Source organism: Chamaesiphon sp. OTE_8_metabat_110 (assembly GCF_031382685.1).
Classification (GTDB): Bacteria; Cyanobacteriota; Cyanobacteriia; order Cyanobacteriales; family Chamaesiphonaceae; genus Chamaesiphon.
In genome coordinates this window covers 1-16,743 of record NZ_JANMZA010000431.1, presented here as the reverse complement: position 1 = coordinate 16,743, position 16,743 = coordinate 1, and the positions used below count along the sequence as shown (strand labels likewise).

The window sequence follows — 16,743 nt, the reverse complement described above, 5'->3', positions numbered from 1 at the left end:
GCGATCTCCCCGTTGAATCGCCGTCAGCGCCAACGATAGCGTCGCATTCAAGCCAAAATCGAACCGCTTGTAGCCCTGAATATTCGCCGTCATCAACCGCCCGCGATCGAGTAAGATAATCACCGTTTGTTCTTGCTCGGGTTCCAGCACGCGGATCAGCGGACGATTGCGGCGAGCGGTGGCTTTCCAATCGATCGATCTAGGATCGTCGCCACTATTATATTCGCGCAACTCGCTAAATTCCGTCCCCATCCCCCGCTTTCTCGCTTGGCGCATCGCGCCACTAGATTGCAGCGCCAATCGAATCGAGAGCGCCTTCAACCCAATCAAATCCGGATAGACAGCCACGGCTTGCGCGGCATCTACCCGCCATTGTTGCCAAGCCAACCCCCACCTACTCAATTGGCGGACATATATCCCTTGCCAATCGTACTCGCCACGGCGGTAAGGATGGACTGTATAGGCGATCGTGTCGCTCGTACCAGTATTTTGAACTCCAGCAATTAATTCCGGCGTTCCCGGCAGATCTTGCGGTACCCCATCCCGAATCTGATAGTTAAACTGGCGCACCTTCCCAGGTACTGACACGGCTTGAACCGTTAGTGAAACTGGATTATCACGCCCGATCGACAGTTTCCCGATCGGACTGCGGCTCACCTGCACGCGATCGGCACGACTGAGCCAAGCATCGACTCCTGCTAACACTAGAATGCCAATGTACCAAGCAAACGTCAGCGCGATCGCGATCCCTTGTGCGCCAGGAATTAAAACCGCAAGTACCATCGTCAATCCGCCGCCACCTGCTAGCAGCCACAATGTCCGCGCACTAGGAATAAAGCCAAGAAGTTGAGTCATTACAAACAATTTGCTAAGTGCAAAGATTTTAGCTCAAATCTCGATCGGCTAGGGGATAGGGGGTAGGGAGTAAGAGGTAAGAGGTAAGAGGAAAGAGGTAAGAGGTAATAGCTGAAACCTATGTGGTGGGCAGTGCCCACCCTACTTATGGTGCAAGATATCAGTAATTAAACATGATGTTTAGAAAAACTTGAGTAACATCGAACTCAAACCCGTAATCAGATCCACCATATTGCCATTACCAGGATTGACATTAGTATCACTTGGCTTGCTAGCCAGCTTAATTTTAGCAATCAGTGCTTGAGCGACTTGAGTACCCTGACGATCGGACTTAGCAAAATATAACCGCTCCGCTACCATTGCATCCTGGATCGCACCCTCATCATCCTGAAGTCGAAACCTCGCCATCGATCGTGCAATATAAGCACCTGTGAGCTGGGGATTGAGTCCGATGGCGCGATCGTAATTTGTCACCGCACCAGCAAAATCATTCTTTTGCCAAGCAGCATAGCCCCACTTATAAAAGTCATCGGCGGTACCCAGCGTCATGGGAACACCCACAGCACCTTCTAGATAAGCAGCGCGGACATCGATACCCTGCACGTTCGCATTAGTCAGATAAGCCGATCGCAAATCCGTACCATTGAGATTCGCACCGCGTAAATCTGCGCCTGTGAGATTCGCACCATTGAGCGATGCACCTGCTAAATTAGCACCGCGTAAGTCCGCACCAGCCAGATTTGCACCAGAGAGATTGGCACCGACGAGATTTGCCCGCTCTAATTTAGCACCAGCTAAATCGTTAGTCACGAGTCCAGCACCTGCTAAGTCGCACTGTTGACAGCTCTTTGTCGATAACAGTTGGCGCAAATGCGAGATATTTTCAGCATTAGCCGTTGTTGCCACACTCAGCAGTAAAATCGTAGTCGCAATGGTGGTAAGTTTCTTCATTCGGGGTTTGGGGTTGGGGAATGGGGTTCGATCCGCTCAAGTTTCAACAATCCCCATCACCCTCACTCTAGAAAGGGAGATTACGGAGATCGTCAGTATCATTTGTATCTTCCGACTGTCTCTGGGCACGCGCTTGTTCCCAGGCGCGATCGGCAGATTCGATCTGGGCGAACAAGTCAGCAGAATGTCGGGGTGGCTGCTGCAACAAGCGATCGATCTGATATTTTGCCCGCAGTGCCGCTAATTCAGCGGGCGACAGGCGGGCTTGGGTCCACTCAAAGTCAGCCGCAGTATAGACTGGCAGCCGCGAACCGAGTTGTTCGATCGGGATGTCTGGCAGCCTTACTAATAAGTATTCCCGCACGCGACGGATTTCTCCAAATCGCTGCTCGATTTCATTGAGAATGCCGATGAATTGGCTCAGATGATGTGTTGTAATTGCAACACGTACCTCAATATCATCCAACGGAATCCCCAAGCCATCGGCTTTGGTGAGGAGTTCGGGGGGGATTTTGTCTAACGAGGGAGGATTAATCGCTGCCGCTAGCTCGGCTAGGGCGCGCTGAATCTGGTCTACAGTGGTAGCAACCGTCTCTCTCAATGGTTGTCGATCGGCGGGTACGGTCGCTAGTTCTGTTAGACTTTTGGTAGCTGACTGGAGTAGCGCGATCGCCTCATTTAAGTGATTAGTCATCAGAACTAGTAGTATATGGACTATATTCAGATCGATCGTACCAATTGTATGGAGATTATTCTCCAAGAGTTTCCCGCTTTTCAGACGCAATGGGATCTCCACTTAGCATCTTGGAGTCCGCAAATCGATCGCCCGATCGCGTTAGACATTGCCGAGTTCGCTGATTTTGCTGTAGATACAATTTGTGAAGGCATCGAAGCCCGAATCGATCGACTTGCCGCCACACTTCAATTAATGTTGCTCCAAGGTGATGCAGTCATCGAGTATACGTTTCGGACGATGTTCTTAGAGCAGATCGCTCAGCAGTGTTACCGGGGTGGCTGTGCCATCGAGATCTTTACCAGCAAGCTCCAACCCCTCAGTGCCTATCATTGGCAAGCGATCGATCGCCACTGGCACATTCACCCTTCCGGACTCGCCAGCAAACACTAGACTTCCTGCGTAAGTCAGGGGATAGGGAATAGGGAATAGGGAATAGGGAATAGGGGAAAACAGTATCCAAAAAGATTGCATTTTTACTTTTGCAGGAGGTTTACTCACTCTCCTCGATCGTCTAGGATCTCCATCCAAAAGCTATCTTTTCCCCTTACCCCCTACCCCCCACTAACAGGTGTTATCAACACAATCTCGTCGCCATCGCGAACGATTGTCTCGGGATCGACGAATTCTAGATTGATGCCAAATCGCGTCACCTCGCGCCATTGCGCTAATTTTGGTCGCTCGGCAATCATCCGGTCTAACACCGCCTTCACTGGCGTATTTGGTGGGAATCGGTAAGATATTTCTTCCCGCCCAAAGGTCTCCTGATAGATCGCAAACAGCTCGATCGTGACAGTGATATCAGTTTGGCGCTCGTTCATGGCAGAGATGGGGGATGGGAGCGAAAATTTACATTTGACAGATAGAGCTGCGATCGACTCTGTGATAGCAATCGGGCGAATTTTATCGCATCTGTGACAAGTTTATTTACAAAAAACTTGCATTTTTGTAAAGATATCGTTATATTAGTTTAAATAACTAAATATTTATAGAGCGACTAGCTCGACTTAAAGATTATGCAAGGCAAAACATTCATCGACAACGACGGTAGAGAGAACAACTTCGCGATCGAGCCAAAAATGTACGTCACAGAAGGCCCTCAAGCTGGTTGGACTAAGTACGCAGAAACCCTCAACGGTCGGATGGCAATGATTGGTTTTGTATCTCTACTGATCCAAGAAATTCTGACTGGACACGGCATCGTCGGTTTCATCACTGGTCTGTAGATACAAATCATAGTAGCTACTCATCTGTTAGTTTACACAAAAAACATTTATAGCACTACTCAACCAAGGAATTAATTATGCAAGGTAAAACATTCATCGACAACGACGGCAGAGAAAATAACTTTGCCATCGAGCCAAAAATGTATACTACCGAGGGACCTCAAGCTGGCTGGACTGATTACGCAGAGAAGCTCAATGGTCGGCTAGCAATGATCGGCTTCGTTGCATTATTAATCCAAGAAGTTTTGACCGGACACGGCATCGTCGGTTTTATTACCAATCTGTAACTCTTCATCAGTACGATCGTCTCACCCTAGTTTTCTTATCTTATTTTCTCGCGATAGCTGTTTGGCTGTCGCGTTTTTTAATGGTGTGTTATTTTACATTTAAATATTCTGTAGGGATCGTCCAAAGTTCAATTGACTTTTTAGCTAATTTTTCAGTACTTTTACCACAGTGTTTTCACTGAGGCGGTTTTTTATTTATACAACAATAATAGATGAGAATAGATAGTTAATAAATACAACAATGAAGATCCAGATTGTGAAACTCAAGCAATTGGCTGTGATGACAGGTATTGCACTGAGTGGAATCGGTGGTAGTGGAGCCATTACACCTGCAAATGCTTTGACATTTAACTTCAATCCATCGGCTGCAACATCACAACAAGCAATTGATGGGTTTACAAAAGCAGGTGAGTTCTGGTCTTCATTGTTTACAGATAATGTCACCATCAATATTGATATTGATTATTCTCGATTAGATCCAGGTGTTTTGGCTCAAGCTGGATCTACCACTCAGAACTTTTCCTACGCTCAGGTTTACGCCGCGCTCTCAGGTGACAAGACATCTGCTGATGACAATACTGTTGTCAGTAATCTTTCCACCAATGCAGCTCTAAGCAGGCTCATTAATAGAACGTCAAATAATCCGAATGGGTCTGGTAGCGATCTTCCCTATGTATATACTGCGGGTACAAATAGTAATACGATGGAGCTGACAAATGCTAATGCTAAAGCTTTAGGTTTAGCTACTACTGTATTTTCTGACGCATCGATTTCTTTTAGTACCCTATTTACGTTTGATTTCGATCGCAGTGATGGCATCAACGGTAATAGTTATGATTTTATCGGTGTAGCTACTCATGAAATTGGTCACGCACTAGGTTTTATTAGTGGTGTCGATGTCCTTGATTATAATAGTCCAACAGTAGCCAATCCAAATAATGGCCCATTTTTAGATTCTCAATTTACTTCTGTGAACCCGCTAGATTTATTTCGCTATTCTGCCCAAAGTAAAGCTCTAGGAACGATCGATTTCACTGCTGATGAGAGAGATAAATACTTCTCGCTAGATGGCGGACAGACCAAAATTGCTTCTTTCTCCACCGGGGTAACTTTTGGCGACGGACGACAAGCAAGTCACTGGAAAGATAGTAGTGACTTTAGAATCACTCCTGAATTGGGAATTATGAATCCAACTTTCTCTAATGGTCAATTGGGTGAAATTACCGAAAACGATCTGCGGGCATTCGATGTTATCGGTTGGAATCGTGTCAGTGCCACTGCCACAGCCGTACCTGAACCTGCTGATTTCATCGGGACAGCAATTGGTGCGGTCTTTGGGTTTAAGCTGATTCAAAAGCGCAGGCAGCAACGTGCTAAATCCACTACCAAAACAATCTAAAATTTAAGTCGATCGATCTTCCCCAGCTAGCTTCAACCAGAAAGGCTGGGGAATTTTCGATCGATCGTCCTCGATGTGAGCTAAGATATCCACACTGCATATCTTGATAATTTAAAAATTCTCAGCTTACAGAACTCAATATAGCGTAAAATTCCTACGCAAAGTAGTAGTTAAGTTTGTGTAAATCGTGAGAATTTTTGATTGAAAAAATACACATCAACACCTACAACAATGAAAATACATGTTGTCAAAATCAAGCAAACAATTCTTGGCGCGGGTATTACAGTAGTTGGAAGTATCGGTAGTTTGAGTCCGATTCCAGCCAATGCTTTGACTTTCAATTTTGCACCTGCTGCTGGAACATCACAACTAGCGATCGATGGATTTACCGCCGCAGGCGCACAGTGGTCTTCGTTATTTAAGGACAATGTAACTGTTAATATCGATATCAATTTCGCAGCTTTAGGAGCAGGAACCCTGGGAGAAGCTAGTTCTCAGATTGGATTGTATTCATACGATCGAGTCTATAATGCGGTTACTCGCGATCGTACCTCCGCCGATGACAATACGGCAGTTAATAGTCTCTCCAAAGGATCGGCAGTTAATTTATTGCTCAATCGGACGGCAAATAGTCCTTATGGAGTTGGTAGTGCCATCCCTTATTTAGATAATAATGGCAATGCAAATAATCAAACAATTAATCTTACTACTGCTAATGCCAAAGCTCTAGGCTTAGAAAATAATAGTAATAATATTGATGCCTCGATCGCTTTTAATAATACATTTGTGTGGGATTTCAATCGAAGCGACGGCATTACCGCAGGTGCTTTTGATTTTGTCGGAATTGCGACTCATGAGATCGGTCACGCGCTAGGTTTTATGAGCGGCGTGGATATTTTGGATCGCACTGGTGCCCCAAATTATGAGCCAGAAGATCGACTCGACTATGTTAGTATGCTGGATCTATTTCGCTATTCTAATGATAGTAAAAATGTCAGCGCGATCGATTGGACTGCCGACAAGCGCGAGAAATACTTGTCACTAGACGGTGGCAATACAAAAATAGCCGCTGTTTCAACTGGTGAGATTTTTGGCGACGGTCGTCAAAACAGTCACTGGCAAGATAATTTAGGGTTAGGAATCTTAGATCCGACGATTGCAGCAGGCGAGTCATTACAAATTAGCGAAAACGATCGACGGGCGCTCGATGCGATCGGCTGGGATCGCACAGTGAGTAATACTTTAGTTAGCGCTAGTACAACTAGCGATCTCAATTCGATAACCAGGATCGCGCGGGCTGAAGTAACTAACGTACCCGAACCGTCAAATCTATTCGGAACAATGGTTTTGACTGCATTTGGCATCAAAATGGTGCTCAAGCGCAGACAGCAGTTGTCAGGATCTGTTGCTGATGGGGAAAGGGGTAAAGGGTAAAGGGTAAAGCCCAAAGCCTAAAACCTAAAGCCCAAAGCCTAAAGCCTAAAGCCTAAAGCCGGACAGTGAGCGACAGCCGAACTGAAAACCTAGATCTTATGATAAGATCGTCCCTCTCGCTGTTTGATGCACATATTTAGTTGTTTGAGGGTCGATCGCATGAGTGGTTTACAGGGTCGAGATTTATTGAGCATGACAGATTTGAGTGCCCAGGAGACACTCACCCTCCTCCAACTTGCCGCCGACCTCAAGCAAGGCAAACTCAAACCACGCTGTCACAAAACGCTAGGACTGCTCTTTTACAAAGCTTCAACCCGAACGCGGGTGAGCTTTTTTGCCGCGATGAGTCAGATTGGCGGACAAGTTATCGATCTCAATATTGGAGCGATGCAAATCGGGCGCGGGGAGCCACTCGCCGACACCGCCAGAGTCTTGGATCGCTATCTAGATGTCCTCGCGATTCGGACGTTCGAGCAGACGGATGTGGAGACTTTTGCAAAATACGCTCAGATGCCGATTATTAATGCCCTGACAGATTTGGAGCATCCCTGTCAGGTACTCGCAGATCTTCAGACGATTCAGGAAAATTTCGGGCAGTTGGCGGGATTGAAGCTGGCTTATTTAGGCGACGGCAATAATATGGCACACTCCCTGATGCTGGGTTGTGCGACGGTGGGCATGGATGTCGCGATCGCCTGTCCGGCTGATTTCACACCAGATTCGCAGATTATCGATCGCGCCAGATCGATCGCCGCAACTAATGGCACTAATATCCTCGTCACCCGCTCTCCCCAAGAAGCCGTAGCGGGCGCACAGATAGTCTATACCGACGTGTGGGCGAGTATGGGTCAAGAGACCGAATCCGATGCCCGGATGCCCGTATTTGCGCCCTATCAAGTCAATCAAGAACTGCTGACCCTCGCCGATCCTAGCTCGATCGTCTTACACTGTCTCCCCGCCCATCGCGGCGAAGAAATTACCGATGATGTCCTCGAAGGTACTCGATCTCGCGTCTGGGATCAGGCGGAGAATAGAATGCACGCTCAGAAGGCTTTATTAGTCAGTGTTTTAGGTGCTGAGTAATGCTTGAAATGCTCGATCGAGCGTTTGGGATCGATCGCGGAATTAAGCTTTGAGCAGTTGTAGCGTAATATTAATTCGATCGCCAAATAAACACTTGCTCATGTCATCAAAGATCTCGCTGTGGACTGGACTCATTGGTATTGGAGCCACGATCGTACTCGTACAGCCAAACGTCGCCGCTGCCAAGTCATCAGTCGAGATTGCCAATACTGCTAGAGCAATTACAGTCTTGATTACCGAACCCGAACCCGATAAATTCGGTTCGGGGGTACTTCTCCAACGTCAAGGTGATATCTACACAGTAATCACTTCAGCTCATGTATTCAAAAACAAAACTAGTTATAAAATCAAGACTTCGGACGATCGCCAGTATGAAATCATCAATAGCTCGATCCGCTCTGCTCCAGGTAATATCGATCTAGCCATAGTCAAATTTAGATCGACAGTCAAATATCCTACTGCCAAACTTGGCAATAGTACCATCCTCAAATCGGGGATGGCGATCTACGTTGCTGGATTTCCAGATACGGGCAAATCTAAATCTGTCACCAAGCCAGAATTTGTCTTTAGCACAGGTAAAGTTTCAGCTAATAGTAGTCGAAAATTCGAGCAAGGTTATTCTTTGGTATATAGTAACGAAACTCAGCCAGGAATGAGTGGTGGCCCAGTATTGAACAGTGCTGGCGAGCTAGTTGCCATTCATGGTAGAGGAGATCGAGATAATAACAATGTCAAAACTGGATTTAATCTCGGCATTCCGATCGATCTGTTCGCGACAGTTGCAAGTAATCTGGGTGTCAATTTAGGTACAAGCGTAGTAACTAGGTCTAATAATACTGCACCAAAAGCAGATGATTACATTGTATCAGCCGCACAGAAACAGGGGCAAGAAGACTATTTAGGCAGCTTGGCAGATCTCGATCGAGCGATTCAACTCGATCCCAAAAACCCTCTAGCACACTTCAGTCGTGGAACTCTAAAAAGGCAAAAATTTGAGGATGTTCAAGGTGCAATAGCGGACTACAATCGAACCATTCAACTCGATCCCAAATATGCTGAAGCCTATGAGGATCGTGGTTTCTTGAAACAGGAAAAGCTTCAGGATACTCAGGGTGCATTAGCAGATTACAACCGCGCTATTTCGCTCGACCCTAAAAGTGTTATTGGCTATCTATATCGTGGTAATCTCAAAAATGATAAGCTCCAAGATATCCAAGGCGCATTAACAGATTACAATCGGGCGATTTCGCTTGATTCTAAACTTGCTGTGGCTTACAACAATCGTAGCAAGCTGAAATATCAAAAACTTCAGGACATTCAGGGCGCACTAATAGATTGCAATCGGGCGATTGCGCTTAGCCCTAATGATGCGCTCTTTTATAATAATTGCGGTACTCTCAAATCCGGGAAACTCAAAGATCCGCAGGGTGCATTAGCTGACTTCGATCGAGCCATTCAACTCGAACCCAAGTTGGCTCTTGCTTATTACAATCGCGGTGCTCTGAAAATGACCAAACTTGGGAATATGCCAGGAGCTTTAGCCGACTCCAATCGTGCGATCGAACTCGATCCCGAACTTGCTGATGCTTTCGCCTTCAGGGGGTCACTCAAACATGCTTTCTCAGATCGAGCCAGTGGCATTGCCGATATCCAACAAGCTGCCAAACTGTATCAGCAGCAACGTAATACTGAAAAATATCAGATGATGATTAAAGTACTAAACGAGTGGCAAAAACTCGATCGCAACTCTGGTTATTAGTTGAACACCTGCGATCCTAAGTGGTGAATCGCAACGAGCTGTTTGAGATAATCGATGCGATCTGAGATCGCACCGCCAGATCGCCTAAATGCTGGGGATTGGTGGTTATTGTGCGAAAATTTAGACTATATTAATCCCATTCTAAAATAATTAATTACCCGCTCATGTTGCCTAAGATCTCGCAGTGGACTGGACTTATTGGCATTAGTGCCACGATCGCACTCGTGCAACCAAACATCGCATCCGCCAAAAGTTCAGTCGAGATTGCCGATATCGGGAAAGCAATTACAGTATCGATTTCCACGCCTGAGACTTTGGGTTCTGGTGTTATCCTTCAGCACCAGGGAAATATCTATACTATTCTCACTACTGCTAGTGTGGTAAAAAATAAAGCCAATTATAAAATTACCACGCCAGACAATCGCTCCTACGAAGCTATAAGCAGCTCGATTCGCATGGCTCCTGGTAATATCGATCTTGCAATTATCAAATTCAAATCTACGGCTAAATATCCCACTGCCAAACTTGGCAACTGCAACGTCCTCGAATCTGGCATGAGTATTTATGTCAATGGATTTCCTAGTACGACTAGAGCTATCACTGAGTCGGTATTTCTATCTAGGGAAGGTCAAGTTTCTGCCAATAGCACTAGAGTTTCAGAAAATGGTTACTCCCTAATTTATAGTAACCAAACTTTACCAGGAATGAATGGTGGAGCAATCCTCAATAGTGATGGCGAACTGGTTGCCATTCACGGTAAAAGCAATAAAGATGACAACGGCAACCAAACCGGACTTAATCTCGGCATTCCCATCAACCAATTCGGGATGGTGGCGCGGAACATGGGCATTGAGCTAGATCGAAAAGTAGCCCCTATTCAAACCAATACCGCAGCCAAAGCAGGCGATTACTTCGCATCAGCAATTCTGAAAATGGGTAAAGGAGACTCTATGGGTAGCTTGGCAGATCTCGATCGAGCTATTCAACTCAACCCCAAGTATGCGATGGCATATTCTTTGCGCGGTGCCCTCAAAGCGTTTAAACTCATTGACACTCAGGGAGGGTTAGCCGACTTCAATCGGGCGATTTCTCTCGACCCTAGATTTAGTATCTCCTATCAACATCGTGGTATGCTCAAAGCGCTGAAACTTAATGATATTCAAGGGGCATTAGCCGATTACAATCGGGCAATTTCGCTCGACTCCAAAAATGCTACTACCTATGTTGTTCGTGGTACTCTCAAAGCAACTAAACTCAACGACATTCAGGGAGGAGTAACCGACTTAGATCGGTCGATTTCTCTCGACTCCAATAATGCTGATAGCTATTCTCTTCGTGGTGCTCTCAAAGCGTTTAAACTCAATGACACTCAAGGGGGATTAGCCGACTTAAATCGGGCGATTTCGCTCGACCCTAATAATGCTATGGCTTTCAAGGGCAGGAGTATGGTCAAGTATATGAAGTTAGACGATCGTGATGGTGGAATTGCCGACATGAAGCAATCTGCCAGACTGTCGAAAAAACAGGGCGATGTCGCAGAATATCAGTCAGCGATCGACCAACTAAAAGAATGGGGAGTAAATAGTAATAGTTCGGGTTTTTAGCAAAGGTACCCAGACAGCTCTATGGCTAAAAATATCTCAAATGGTTTCGATCGGCGATGACTCTACCCACGTCGGCTCCGACCCTGCGATACTATCGATAGTAAGATGTTACATTCTTAGTAAGGATCTGGATATTCAACTTAGCATGAGAACGTCAGTAAACTTATGAATAGAATCGCGATCGACTCTCAAATTCACTTTGGAAAACCCTGTGTTGCTGGTACTCGGATTACAGTACAGAATGTCCTAGAATTAGTTGAATCTGGAAGATCTTTTCCCGAAATCGTTCGAGACTACTATCCAGATTTGGCAATTGAAGATATTCATGCTTGTCTTCAATATGCGTTGGCGTAGTCTATGAAAGTTAGTCACACTTGTAACTGCTGAAGATATTTGTCTCGTATCCACATCGACCGATGCAATTTATTTGAGGATCGGATCCTGATGACAACTACTTCCGAACAAACCAGAGCTATTATCCGTTGGGGGCATCAACATCGCCGGATGCTGAGAACGAGATATCGTCGTCAATTTGTTGCTTATAGTGCCACTCGGCTCTTAGCGGCTGGGAGAGATTGGGATTTGGTCGAATCTCTCGCCACGGCCACCGGAGAACCCTTTTTAGTAAAGTGGATTCCCGCACAGACATCGGAATTTCAATTTTTTTGGTTTAAATTCTATGGCATGGCTCGGCATGAATGGGAGCCAGAATATCCCGTCACCTTGAGTCATGGCTCTGTCAGTCACGATGCCTTGATGCTGGTGGATTCTGGCGCAGAGCTGAGTTTGATTAGTCTGGAAATTGGCGAACTATTGGGATTTGCGTTAGCTGATGGCGAAATTTTGTCAGATGGTACGGGCGTTGGCGGCGAGATCCAGTATGTCACCCGTGCGGTAGATTTCACTATTAATGGGCATAGTTTTAAAGCTCCTGTGGCTTGGCTGCAAACGGAAATCACTGATGCTCCATTGCTATTGGGTAGGGAAGTGGTATTTGACTTATTTAACATCGAGTTTATCCAGGCGGAAGAACGGATCGAGTTTAAATGGCGAGGAACATCCGAATAAGCCAGCATTGGCTCTACCCACATCGACCCCGACCCTGCGATAATATCGATAGCAAAACCCTACCGAGCTAGGGCGAGTAAACCCACGCAAAAAATCTGATGAGACTGTCCAAAAGCCTATTTGTCACCCTCCGCGAAGAACCAGCCGACGCCGAAATCCCCAGCCACAAGCTGCTATTGCGGGCGGGATACATTCGCCGGATTGGGAGTGGCTTGTATGCTTACCTACCCCTGATGTGGCGCGTATTGACGAAGGTACGGCAGATTGTCAAAGAGGAAATGGATGCCACAGGCGCACAAGAGTGTCTGCTGCCCCAACTCCAACCCGCCGAATTGTGGCAACAGTCGGGACGCTGGGATACCTATACCCAAGCGGAAGGGATTATGTTCGCTTTTACCGACAGACAAAATCGAGAGGTAGCTTTAGGCCCGACTCATGAAGAAGTCGTGACGGCGGTGGCGCGTGATTTGATTAAATCTTATCGTCAATTACCCCAACATTTATATCAGATTCAGAGCAAGTTTCGCGATGAAATTCGCCCTCGGTTCGGGTTGATGCGCGGTCGGGAATTTATTATGAAAGATGGTTATTCTTTCCATGCCGATGCAGAAAGTCTGAAGGAAACTTATGATGATATGCACGATGCGTACTGCAAGATGTTGACCCGCTGCGGCTTGAAATTTCGGGCGGTAGATGCTGACTCTGGCGCGATCGGGGGTTCTGGTTCGCAGGAATTTATGGTGCTGGCGGCAGCGGGTGAGGATGATGTGATGTACACGGCAGATGGTAAATATGCCGCCAATGTGGAGAAGGCTGTTTCGCTAGCTCCCGATGCTGTAGCGTCAACTTTTACTAGTTATGAAATCAAGGATACGCCGAATACGAACTCGATTAATAAGTTAGTCAAATTCTTGCAGTGCGACTCGACTTCGATCGTCAAAAATGTCTTGCAACAAGCAGTATTTGATAATGGTAAGACGGTTTTAGTATTGATTAGTATTCGGAGCGATCGAGAAGTTAACCAAGTAAAATTAACTAATGAATTGATGAAATTAGCGCCTAATTATGGTGCCAAAACAGTAATTGCTCTAGAAGTACCCGATGGGGTTGCGATCGCTAAATGGGCAGCTAAACCTTTACCACTCGGTTATATCGCCCCAGATTTGAGCGATGAATATATCAGTGCCAGTCCTAACGTTCATCCGCAATTTCTGCGGATCGTGGACGAAACCGCTGCTAGTTTGACAAACTTTATTACGGGCACAAATGAAGCCGAAAAACATGTCGTCGGTGCCAATTGGCAGACTAACTTTCCGCTGCCAGCAGTACGGGTAGATCTTCAAAAGGCGCTAGTGGGAGATCGCGCCATCCACGATCCGACGCAAGTTTTGGAAACCGCACGCGGCATCGAAGTCGGACATATTTTCCAACTCGGCACCAAGTATTCGGCGGCGATGGGGGCGACATTTACCAACGAGCAAGGAGAGGAGCAACCCCTTGTGATGGGTTGCTATGGCGTTGGTGTATCCCGACTAGCGCAAGCCGCAGTCGAACAATCCTACGATAAAGATGGCATCGTTTGGCCTGTCGCGATCGCGCCGTATCATGCGATAATCTGCGTGCCAAACATCAGCGATGCTCAACAAATGGAGGTCGCCGAACGCCTCTACACCGAGTTAAATCACCTGGGGGTCGAAACTATCCTCGACGATCGCGATGAACGCGCAGGGGTCAAATTCAAGGACGCTGACCTCATCGGCATCCCTTTCCGGATCGTCACTGGTCGATCGCTCAAAGATGGTAAAGTAGAAGTCGTCAATCGTGCCACGAAACAATCTCAGGATATTACCGTCGAGAGTGTTGGGGCAACGGTTAAGAAGTGGATCGTGGATAGTGAATAGTGAATTTGGACGCAAGCGTCCTTTTCTCTCCACACATTTCCATTCCCTCGCTTATTTACTATCCACTATCCACTATCCACTATCCACTAAATGGAACTAATCACCATCCTCCTGTCCGGTATCACCACCTTATTTTCACTGACGGGGTTAGTCGTCGATAAAAATGTCGAAGCGGCGTTTTTATCGCAACTAGATCGTGCAGAGCAATTACAAGTGCGGACTGATAATGCGCCCGTTCACCAAATTATCAATGGGAAAATTAATAAACTGCGGGTTGCCGGACGCGGATTGTGGGTGAGTAAGGATCTGCGCATCGATACTCTCGAAATCGAAACCGACCCGATTGCAGTGAATCTCCAGGCACTTCAGGCAGACGGACAAAGCCCGCGTGCTGGCTCGATTCAGCAACCCATCCAAGCGGGCATCAAGTTGAAGTTTAATGAAGAAGATCTAAATAATTACTTAAAGTCTCCGGATGCGATCGCTAGACTTCAGAAAATGACTACTAGTACTCTCGGTGGTGCGGCGGCTGGTTCGCTCAACAAAGACTACCAAATAGCCAACCCCCAGATCCGGTTTCTGGGCAATAATCGGGTGGGAATTCAAGCAGAGTTGCAAGATCCCAACTCTAGTGAAAAAATAGCCGTCAATCTCGAAACTGGTGTCAGTGTCGTCGGTGGTCGAAAATTTCAACTAGTCGCACCCAAGGCAATGGTGGGGCAGACTCCGGTGCCAGAATTTCTGTTATCGGGCTTAACTGCCGGAATTAGCGATCGATTGAATGTAGATATGTTTGAGCAGCGGGGTTTGAGCGCCCGCATTCTCCAATTCAAAGTCAATCCCCAACAGGTGGAGCTAGCGGCTTTCGTCCGTTTGGCTGGGCGTAAAGAGTAATGACTCGATCTGCGCTCGGCTAGTTCGGTAAAGAGTAAGGATATCGAGAATATTCGTCGCCGAATCCCAATTCTACCAGTTAAACTAGGAGAGCATCGACCAGAATAGCTAAAGTGCTAACTTGGCAGATCGATCGACGGCAAACACTTACCAGTTACTAGTTATTAGGAATCGGTTAGCTGGCTTGAGTCCAACATCCCTGACACCATCTACAATAACTGCTCACTGTCTAATGGTTTTAACGATTTATAGGAATTTTTAATTATGGAAAACCAAAAATCTATATCTAAAAGCGTCGTTGCTACGATCTCAGCTCTGACTTTAGCCACAACTGCGCTCGGTGGTGGTTTGGCATGGTTCACGACTCACAACAACCAGCCGCAGGCAAATACACCTAGCCAAATCAATCCAAATCCCACTACAGTCGATCCTGCACAGCAAAATCCGCAACCTGCAACACCGCTGCCGATTACGCCCAATCAGGTAACTATCGCACCGACGACACCATCTAAAATCCCAACTGTCGGTCAAAATACTATTAAGCCGACCACCCCGACAATCGCCCAACAGCAAGATGGCAAGGTCAAAATTTGGCGACTCGATGATGACGGCAAAAAAACCATTTTAGTCTCCCAAGATGTTCAAGATCCACAGCCGACAGCAGCCGACAATCCCGAGGCACGCGTCAATAAATCGCTGTCTACCCTGATCGCTTCGGCTGGCAAGCCAGACGGCAAGCTGACTTCAACAATTCCCGTCGGTACCAAGCTCTTAAGTACCAAAGTGCTAGCAGATGGCATCCATGTCGATCTCTCCAAAGAGTTCACGCAAAGTGGCGGTGCGACATCCGCAATCGGACGATTGGGGCAAGTAGTCTATACAGCCACAGCCCAAGACCCCGATGCCCAAGTCTGGATTACCGTCGAGGGCAAAAAGCTGGAAGTACTCGGCGAGGATGGTGTCGAAATCAGACAGCCAATCACGCGTCAAACTTACGATCGAGACTTCCCCATCAATCCCGCACCTACCAATCCTTAGAAGATATCTGAAAAGTCTAGTTTGTTAATCGTAAACCCTAGAAATCCCCCCTAGCCCACCTTTTTAAGGGGGGAACCGGATTTAAAGTCCCCCGCATCCTCGGGGGATTTAGATCTTCGATTCACACCGAAAAGCCTTTTCAGACGCCCTCTAAATCCCCATCCTAAAAACCCAATTCTCAATTCTCAATTCTCAATTAATTTAACTAGGATTGATATACATTAATGGTTGACCGAATTCGATCGGTTGACCATTTTCAACTAATACCTCCATTACCTGTCCGACGACTTCGGCTTCGATCTCATTCATCAGTTTCATCGCTTCGATAATACAGACAGTTTGCCCGACGCGAATTCGATCGCCGATCGAGGCAAATGCTGGCTCGTCAGGGGCTGGCGATCGATAAAAGGTGCCCACCATTGGTGACTTAATTGCGACCCACTTAGTATCGATCGTTGGCGCGCTCGCCTCGGCTGACTGTAATTGGTGTTCGGGTGCGGGTAAGGCGATG

At 46.7% G+C, this 16,743-nt stretch carries 18 protein-coding genes; 13 read left to right on the top strand and 5 right to left on the bottom strand.

Annotated features, from left to right (window positions below):
- The 3 genes from RMO52_RS15860 to RMO52_RS15850 form a co-directional block, all read right to left on the bottom strand.
- Window positions 1-855: DUF58 domain-containing protein (locus tag RMO52_RS15860; RefSeq protein WP_310416012.1), on the bottom strand; the 855-nt coding region annotated here is incomplete at its 3' end.
- Window positions 856-1,035: 180 nt separating this feature from the next.
- A complete protein-coding gene (locus RMO52_RS15855) occupies window positions 1,036-1,806 on the bottom strand; it encodes a pentapeptide repeat-containing protein (protein ID WP_310416009.1) in 771 nt (256 codons plus the stop codon).
- 67 nt (window positions 1,807-1,873) lie between these two features.
- Window positions 1,874-2,500 carry a hypothetical protein gene (locus RMO52_RS15850; RefSeq protein ID WP_310416006.1) on the bottom strand — a complete coding sequence of 209 codons (627 nt, stop codon included), beginning with the start codon at window positions 2,498-2,500 and terminating at the stop codon, window positions 1,874-1,876.
- A gap of 15 nt (window positions 2,501-2,515) precedes the next feature.
- On the opposite strand from RMO52_RS15850, the gene RMO52_RS15845 reads away from it, so the two are divergent.
- Window positions 2,516-2,932, top strand: coding sequence for a hypothetical protein (locus tag RMO52_RS15845; protein WP_309743399.1), 417 nt, complete (start codon window positions 2,516-2,518; stop codon window positions 2,930-2,932).
- Window positions 2,933-3,093: 161 nt separating this feature from the next.
- Here the strand turns inward: RMO52_RS15845 and RMO52_RS15840 are convergent, their stop codons facing one another.
- Window positions 3,094-3,360 (bottom strand): MoaD/ThiS family protein, encoded by a 267-nt coding sequence (locus tag RMO52_RS15840; RefSeq protein ID WP_310416003.1) that lies wholly within the window; start codon window positions 3,358-3,360, stop codon window positions 3,094-3,096.
- A 195-nt stretch (window positions 3,361-3,555) separates the two neighbouring features.
- On the opposite strand from RMO52_RS15840, the gene RMO52_RS15835 reads away from it, so the two are divergent.
- The 12 genes from RMO52_RS15835 to RMO52_RS15780 all read left to right on the top strand — a co-directional run bounded on the left by RMO52_RS15835 (window position 3,556) and on the right by RMO52_RS15780 (window position 16,232).
- On the top strand, window positions 3,556-3,765 hold the full coding sequence (locus tag RMO52_RS15835; protein WP_309743404.1) for a chlorophyll a/b-binding protein: 210 nt from the start codon (window positions 3,556-3,558) through the stop codon (window positions 3,763-3,765).
- A gap of 77 nt (window positions 3,766-3,842) precedes the next feature.
- Window positions 3,843-4,052: a chlorophyll a/b-binding protein gene (locus RMO52_RS15830; protein ID WP_309743406.1), complete on the top strand. Its 210-nt coding sequence runs from the start codon at window positions 3,843-3,845 to the stop codon at window positions 4,050-4,052.
- Window positions 4,053-4,293: 241 nt separating this feature from the next.
- Window positions 4,294-5,451, top strand: coding sequence for an NF038122 family metalloprotease (locus RMO52_RS15825; protein ID WP_310416000.1), 1,158 nt, complete (start codon window positions 4,294-4,296; stop codon window positions 5,449-5,451).
- Between the two features lie 231 nt (window positions 5,452-5,682).
- Window positions 5,683-6,885 carry an NF038122 family metalloprotease gene (locus RMO52_RS15820; RefSeq protein ID WP_310415997.1) on the top strand — a complete coding sequence of 401 codons (1,203 nt, stop codon included), beginning with the start codon at window positions 5,683-5,685 and terminating at the stop codon, window positions 6,883-6,885.
- 159 nt (window positions 6,886-7,044) lie between these two features.
- The gene (argF, locus tag RMO52_RS15815) at window positions 7,045-7,968 is read left to right on the top strand and encodes an ornithine carbamoyltransferase (RefSeq protein ID WP_310415995.1); all 924 of its coding nucleotides are present in this window, start codon (window positions 7,045-7,047) and stop codon (window positions 7,966-7,968) included.
- Window positions 7,969-8,068: 100 nt separating this feature from the next.
- Window positions 8,069-9,727 (top strand): tetratricopeptide repeat-containing serine protease family protein, encoded by a 1,659-nt coding sequence (locus RMO52_RS15810; RefSeq protein ID WP_310415992.1) that lies wholly within the window; start codon window positions 8,069-8,071, stop codon window positions 9,725-9,727.
- A gap of 164 nt (window positions 9,728-9,891) precedes the next feature.
- A complete protein-coding gene (locus RMO52_RS15805; RefSeq protein WP_309740521.1) occupies window positions 9,892-11,331 on the top strand; it encodes a trypsin-like peptidase domain-containing protein in 1,440 nt (479 codons plus the stop codon).
- A gap of 165 nt (window positions 11,332-11,496) precedes the next feature.
- On the top strand, window positions 11,497-11,685 hold the full coding sequence (locus RMO52_RS15800; protein WP_309740524.1) for a DUF433 domain-containing protein: 189 nt from the start codon (window positions 11,497-11,499) through the stop codon (window positions 11,683-11,685).
- A 90-nt stretch (window positions 11,686-11,775) separates the two neighbouring features.
- Entirely contained in the window at window positions 11,776-12,399 is a 624-nt protein-coding gene (locus tag RMO52_RS15795) for a retropepsin-like aspartic protease (RefSeq protein WP_309740526.1), read from the top strand.
- A gap of 98 nt (window positions 12,400-12,497) precedes the next feature.
- Window positions 12,498-14,300 (top strand): proline--tRNA ligase, encoded by a 1,803-nt coding sequence (gene proS, locus RMO52_RS15790; protein ID WP_309740528.1) that lies wholly within the window; start codon window positions 12,498-12,500, stop codon window positions 14,298-14,300.
- 90 nt (window positions 14,301-14,390) lie between these two features.
- Window positions 14,391-15,194, top strand: coding sequence for a DUF2993 domain-containing protein (locus RMO52_RS15785; RefSeq protein ID WP_310415986.1), 804 nt, complete (start codon window positions 14,391-14,393; stop codon window positions 15,192-15,194).
- Between the two features lie 264 nt (window positions 15,195-15,458).
- Window positions 15,459-16,232, top strand: a complete 774-nt coding sequence (locus RMO52_RS15780; protein ID WP_309740532.1) for a GerMN domain-containing protein — start codon at window positions 15,459-15,461, stop codon at window positions 16,230-16,232.
- Window positions 16,233-16,433: 201 nt separating this feature from the next.
- Here RMO52_RS15780 and accB read toward each other — a convergent pair.
- A partial coding sequence (gene accB, locus RMO52_RS15775) for an acetyl-CoA carboxylase biotin carboxyl carrier protein (protein ID WP_310415982.1) occupies window positions 16,434-16,743 on the bottom strand: 310 nt, incomplete at its 5' end.

Bases quoted from the DNA above. Each gene is read 5' to 3' on its own strand.
- RMO52_RS15795 (WP_309740526.1), top strand. From the start codon at position 11,776: ATGACAACTACTTCCGAACAAACCAGAGCTATTATCCGTTGGGGGCAT.
- RMO52_RS15850 (WP_310416006.1), bottom strand. From the start codon at position 2,500: ATGACTAATCACTTAAATGAGGCGATCGCGCTACTCCAGTCAGCTACC.
- RMO52_RS15820 (WP_310415997.1), top strand. From the start codon at position 5,683: ATGAAAATACATGTTGTCAAAATCAAGCAAACAATTCTTGGCGCGGGT.
- RMO52_RS15855 (WP_310416009.1), bottom strand. From the start codon at position 1,806: ATGAAGAAACTTACCACCATTGCGACTACGATTTTACTGCTGAGTGTG.
- RMO52_RS15825 (WP_310416000.1), top strand. From the start codon at position 4,294: ATGAAGATCCAGATTGTGAAACTCAAGCAATTGGCTGTGATGACAGGT.
- RMO52_RS15805 (WP_309740521.1), top strand. From the start codon at position 9,892: ATGTTGCCTAAGATCTCGCAGTGGACTGGACTTATTGGCATTAGTGCC.
- RMO52_RS15810 (WP_310415992.1), top strand. From the start codon at position 8,069: ATGTCATCAAAGATCTCGCTGTGGACTGGACTCATTGGTATTGGAGCC.
- RMO52_RS15785 (WP_310415986.1), top strand. From the start codon at position 14,391: ATGGAACTAATCACCATCCTCCTGTCCGGTATCACCACCTTATTTTCA.
- proS (WP_309740528.1), top strand. From the start codon at position 12,498: ATGAGACTGTCCAAAAGCCTATTTGTCACCCTCCGCGAAGAACCAGCC.
- RMO52_RS15830 (WP_309743406.1), top strand. From the start codon at position 3,843: ATGCAAGGTAAAACATTCATCGACAACGACGGCAGAGAAAATAACTTT.
- argF (WP_310415995.1), top strand. From the start codon at position 7,045: ATGAGTGGTTTACAGGGTCGAGATTTATTGAGCATGACAGATTTGAGT.
- RMO52_RS15800 (WP_309740524.1), top strand. From the start codon at position 11,497: ATGAATAGAATCGCGATCGACTCTCAAATTCACTTTGGAAAACCCTGT.
- RMO52_RS15780 (WP_309740532.1), top strand. From the start codon at position 15,459: ATGGAAAACCAAAAATCTATATCTAAAAGCGTCGTTGCTACGATCTCA.
- RMO52_RS15845 (WP_309743399.1), top strand. From the start codon at position 2,516: ATGGACTATATTCAGATCGATCGTACCAATTGTATGGAGATTATTCTC.
- RMO52_RS15835 (WP_309743404.1), top strand. From the start codon at position 3,556: ATGCAAGGCAAAACATTCATCGACAACGACGGTAGAGAGAACAACTTC.
- RMO52_RS15840 (WP_310416003.1), bottom strand. From the start codon at position 3,360: ATGAACGAGCGCCAAACTGATATCACTGTCACGATCGAGCTGTTTGCG.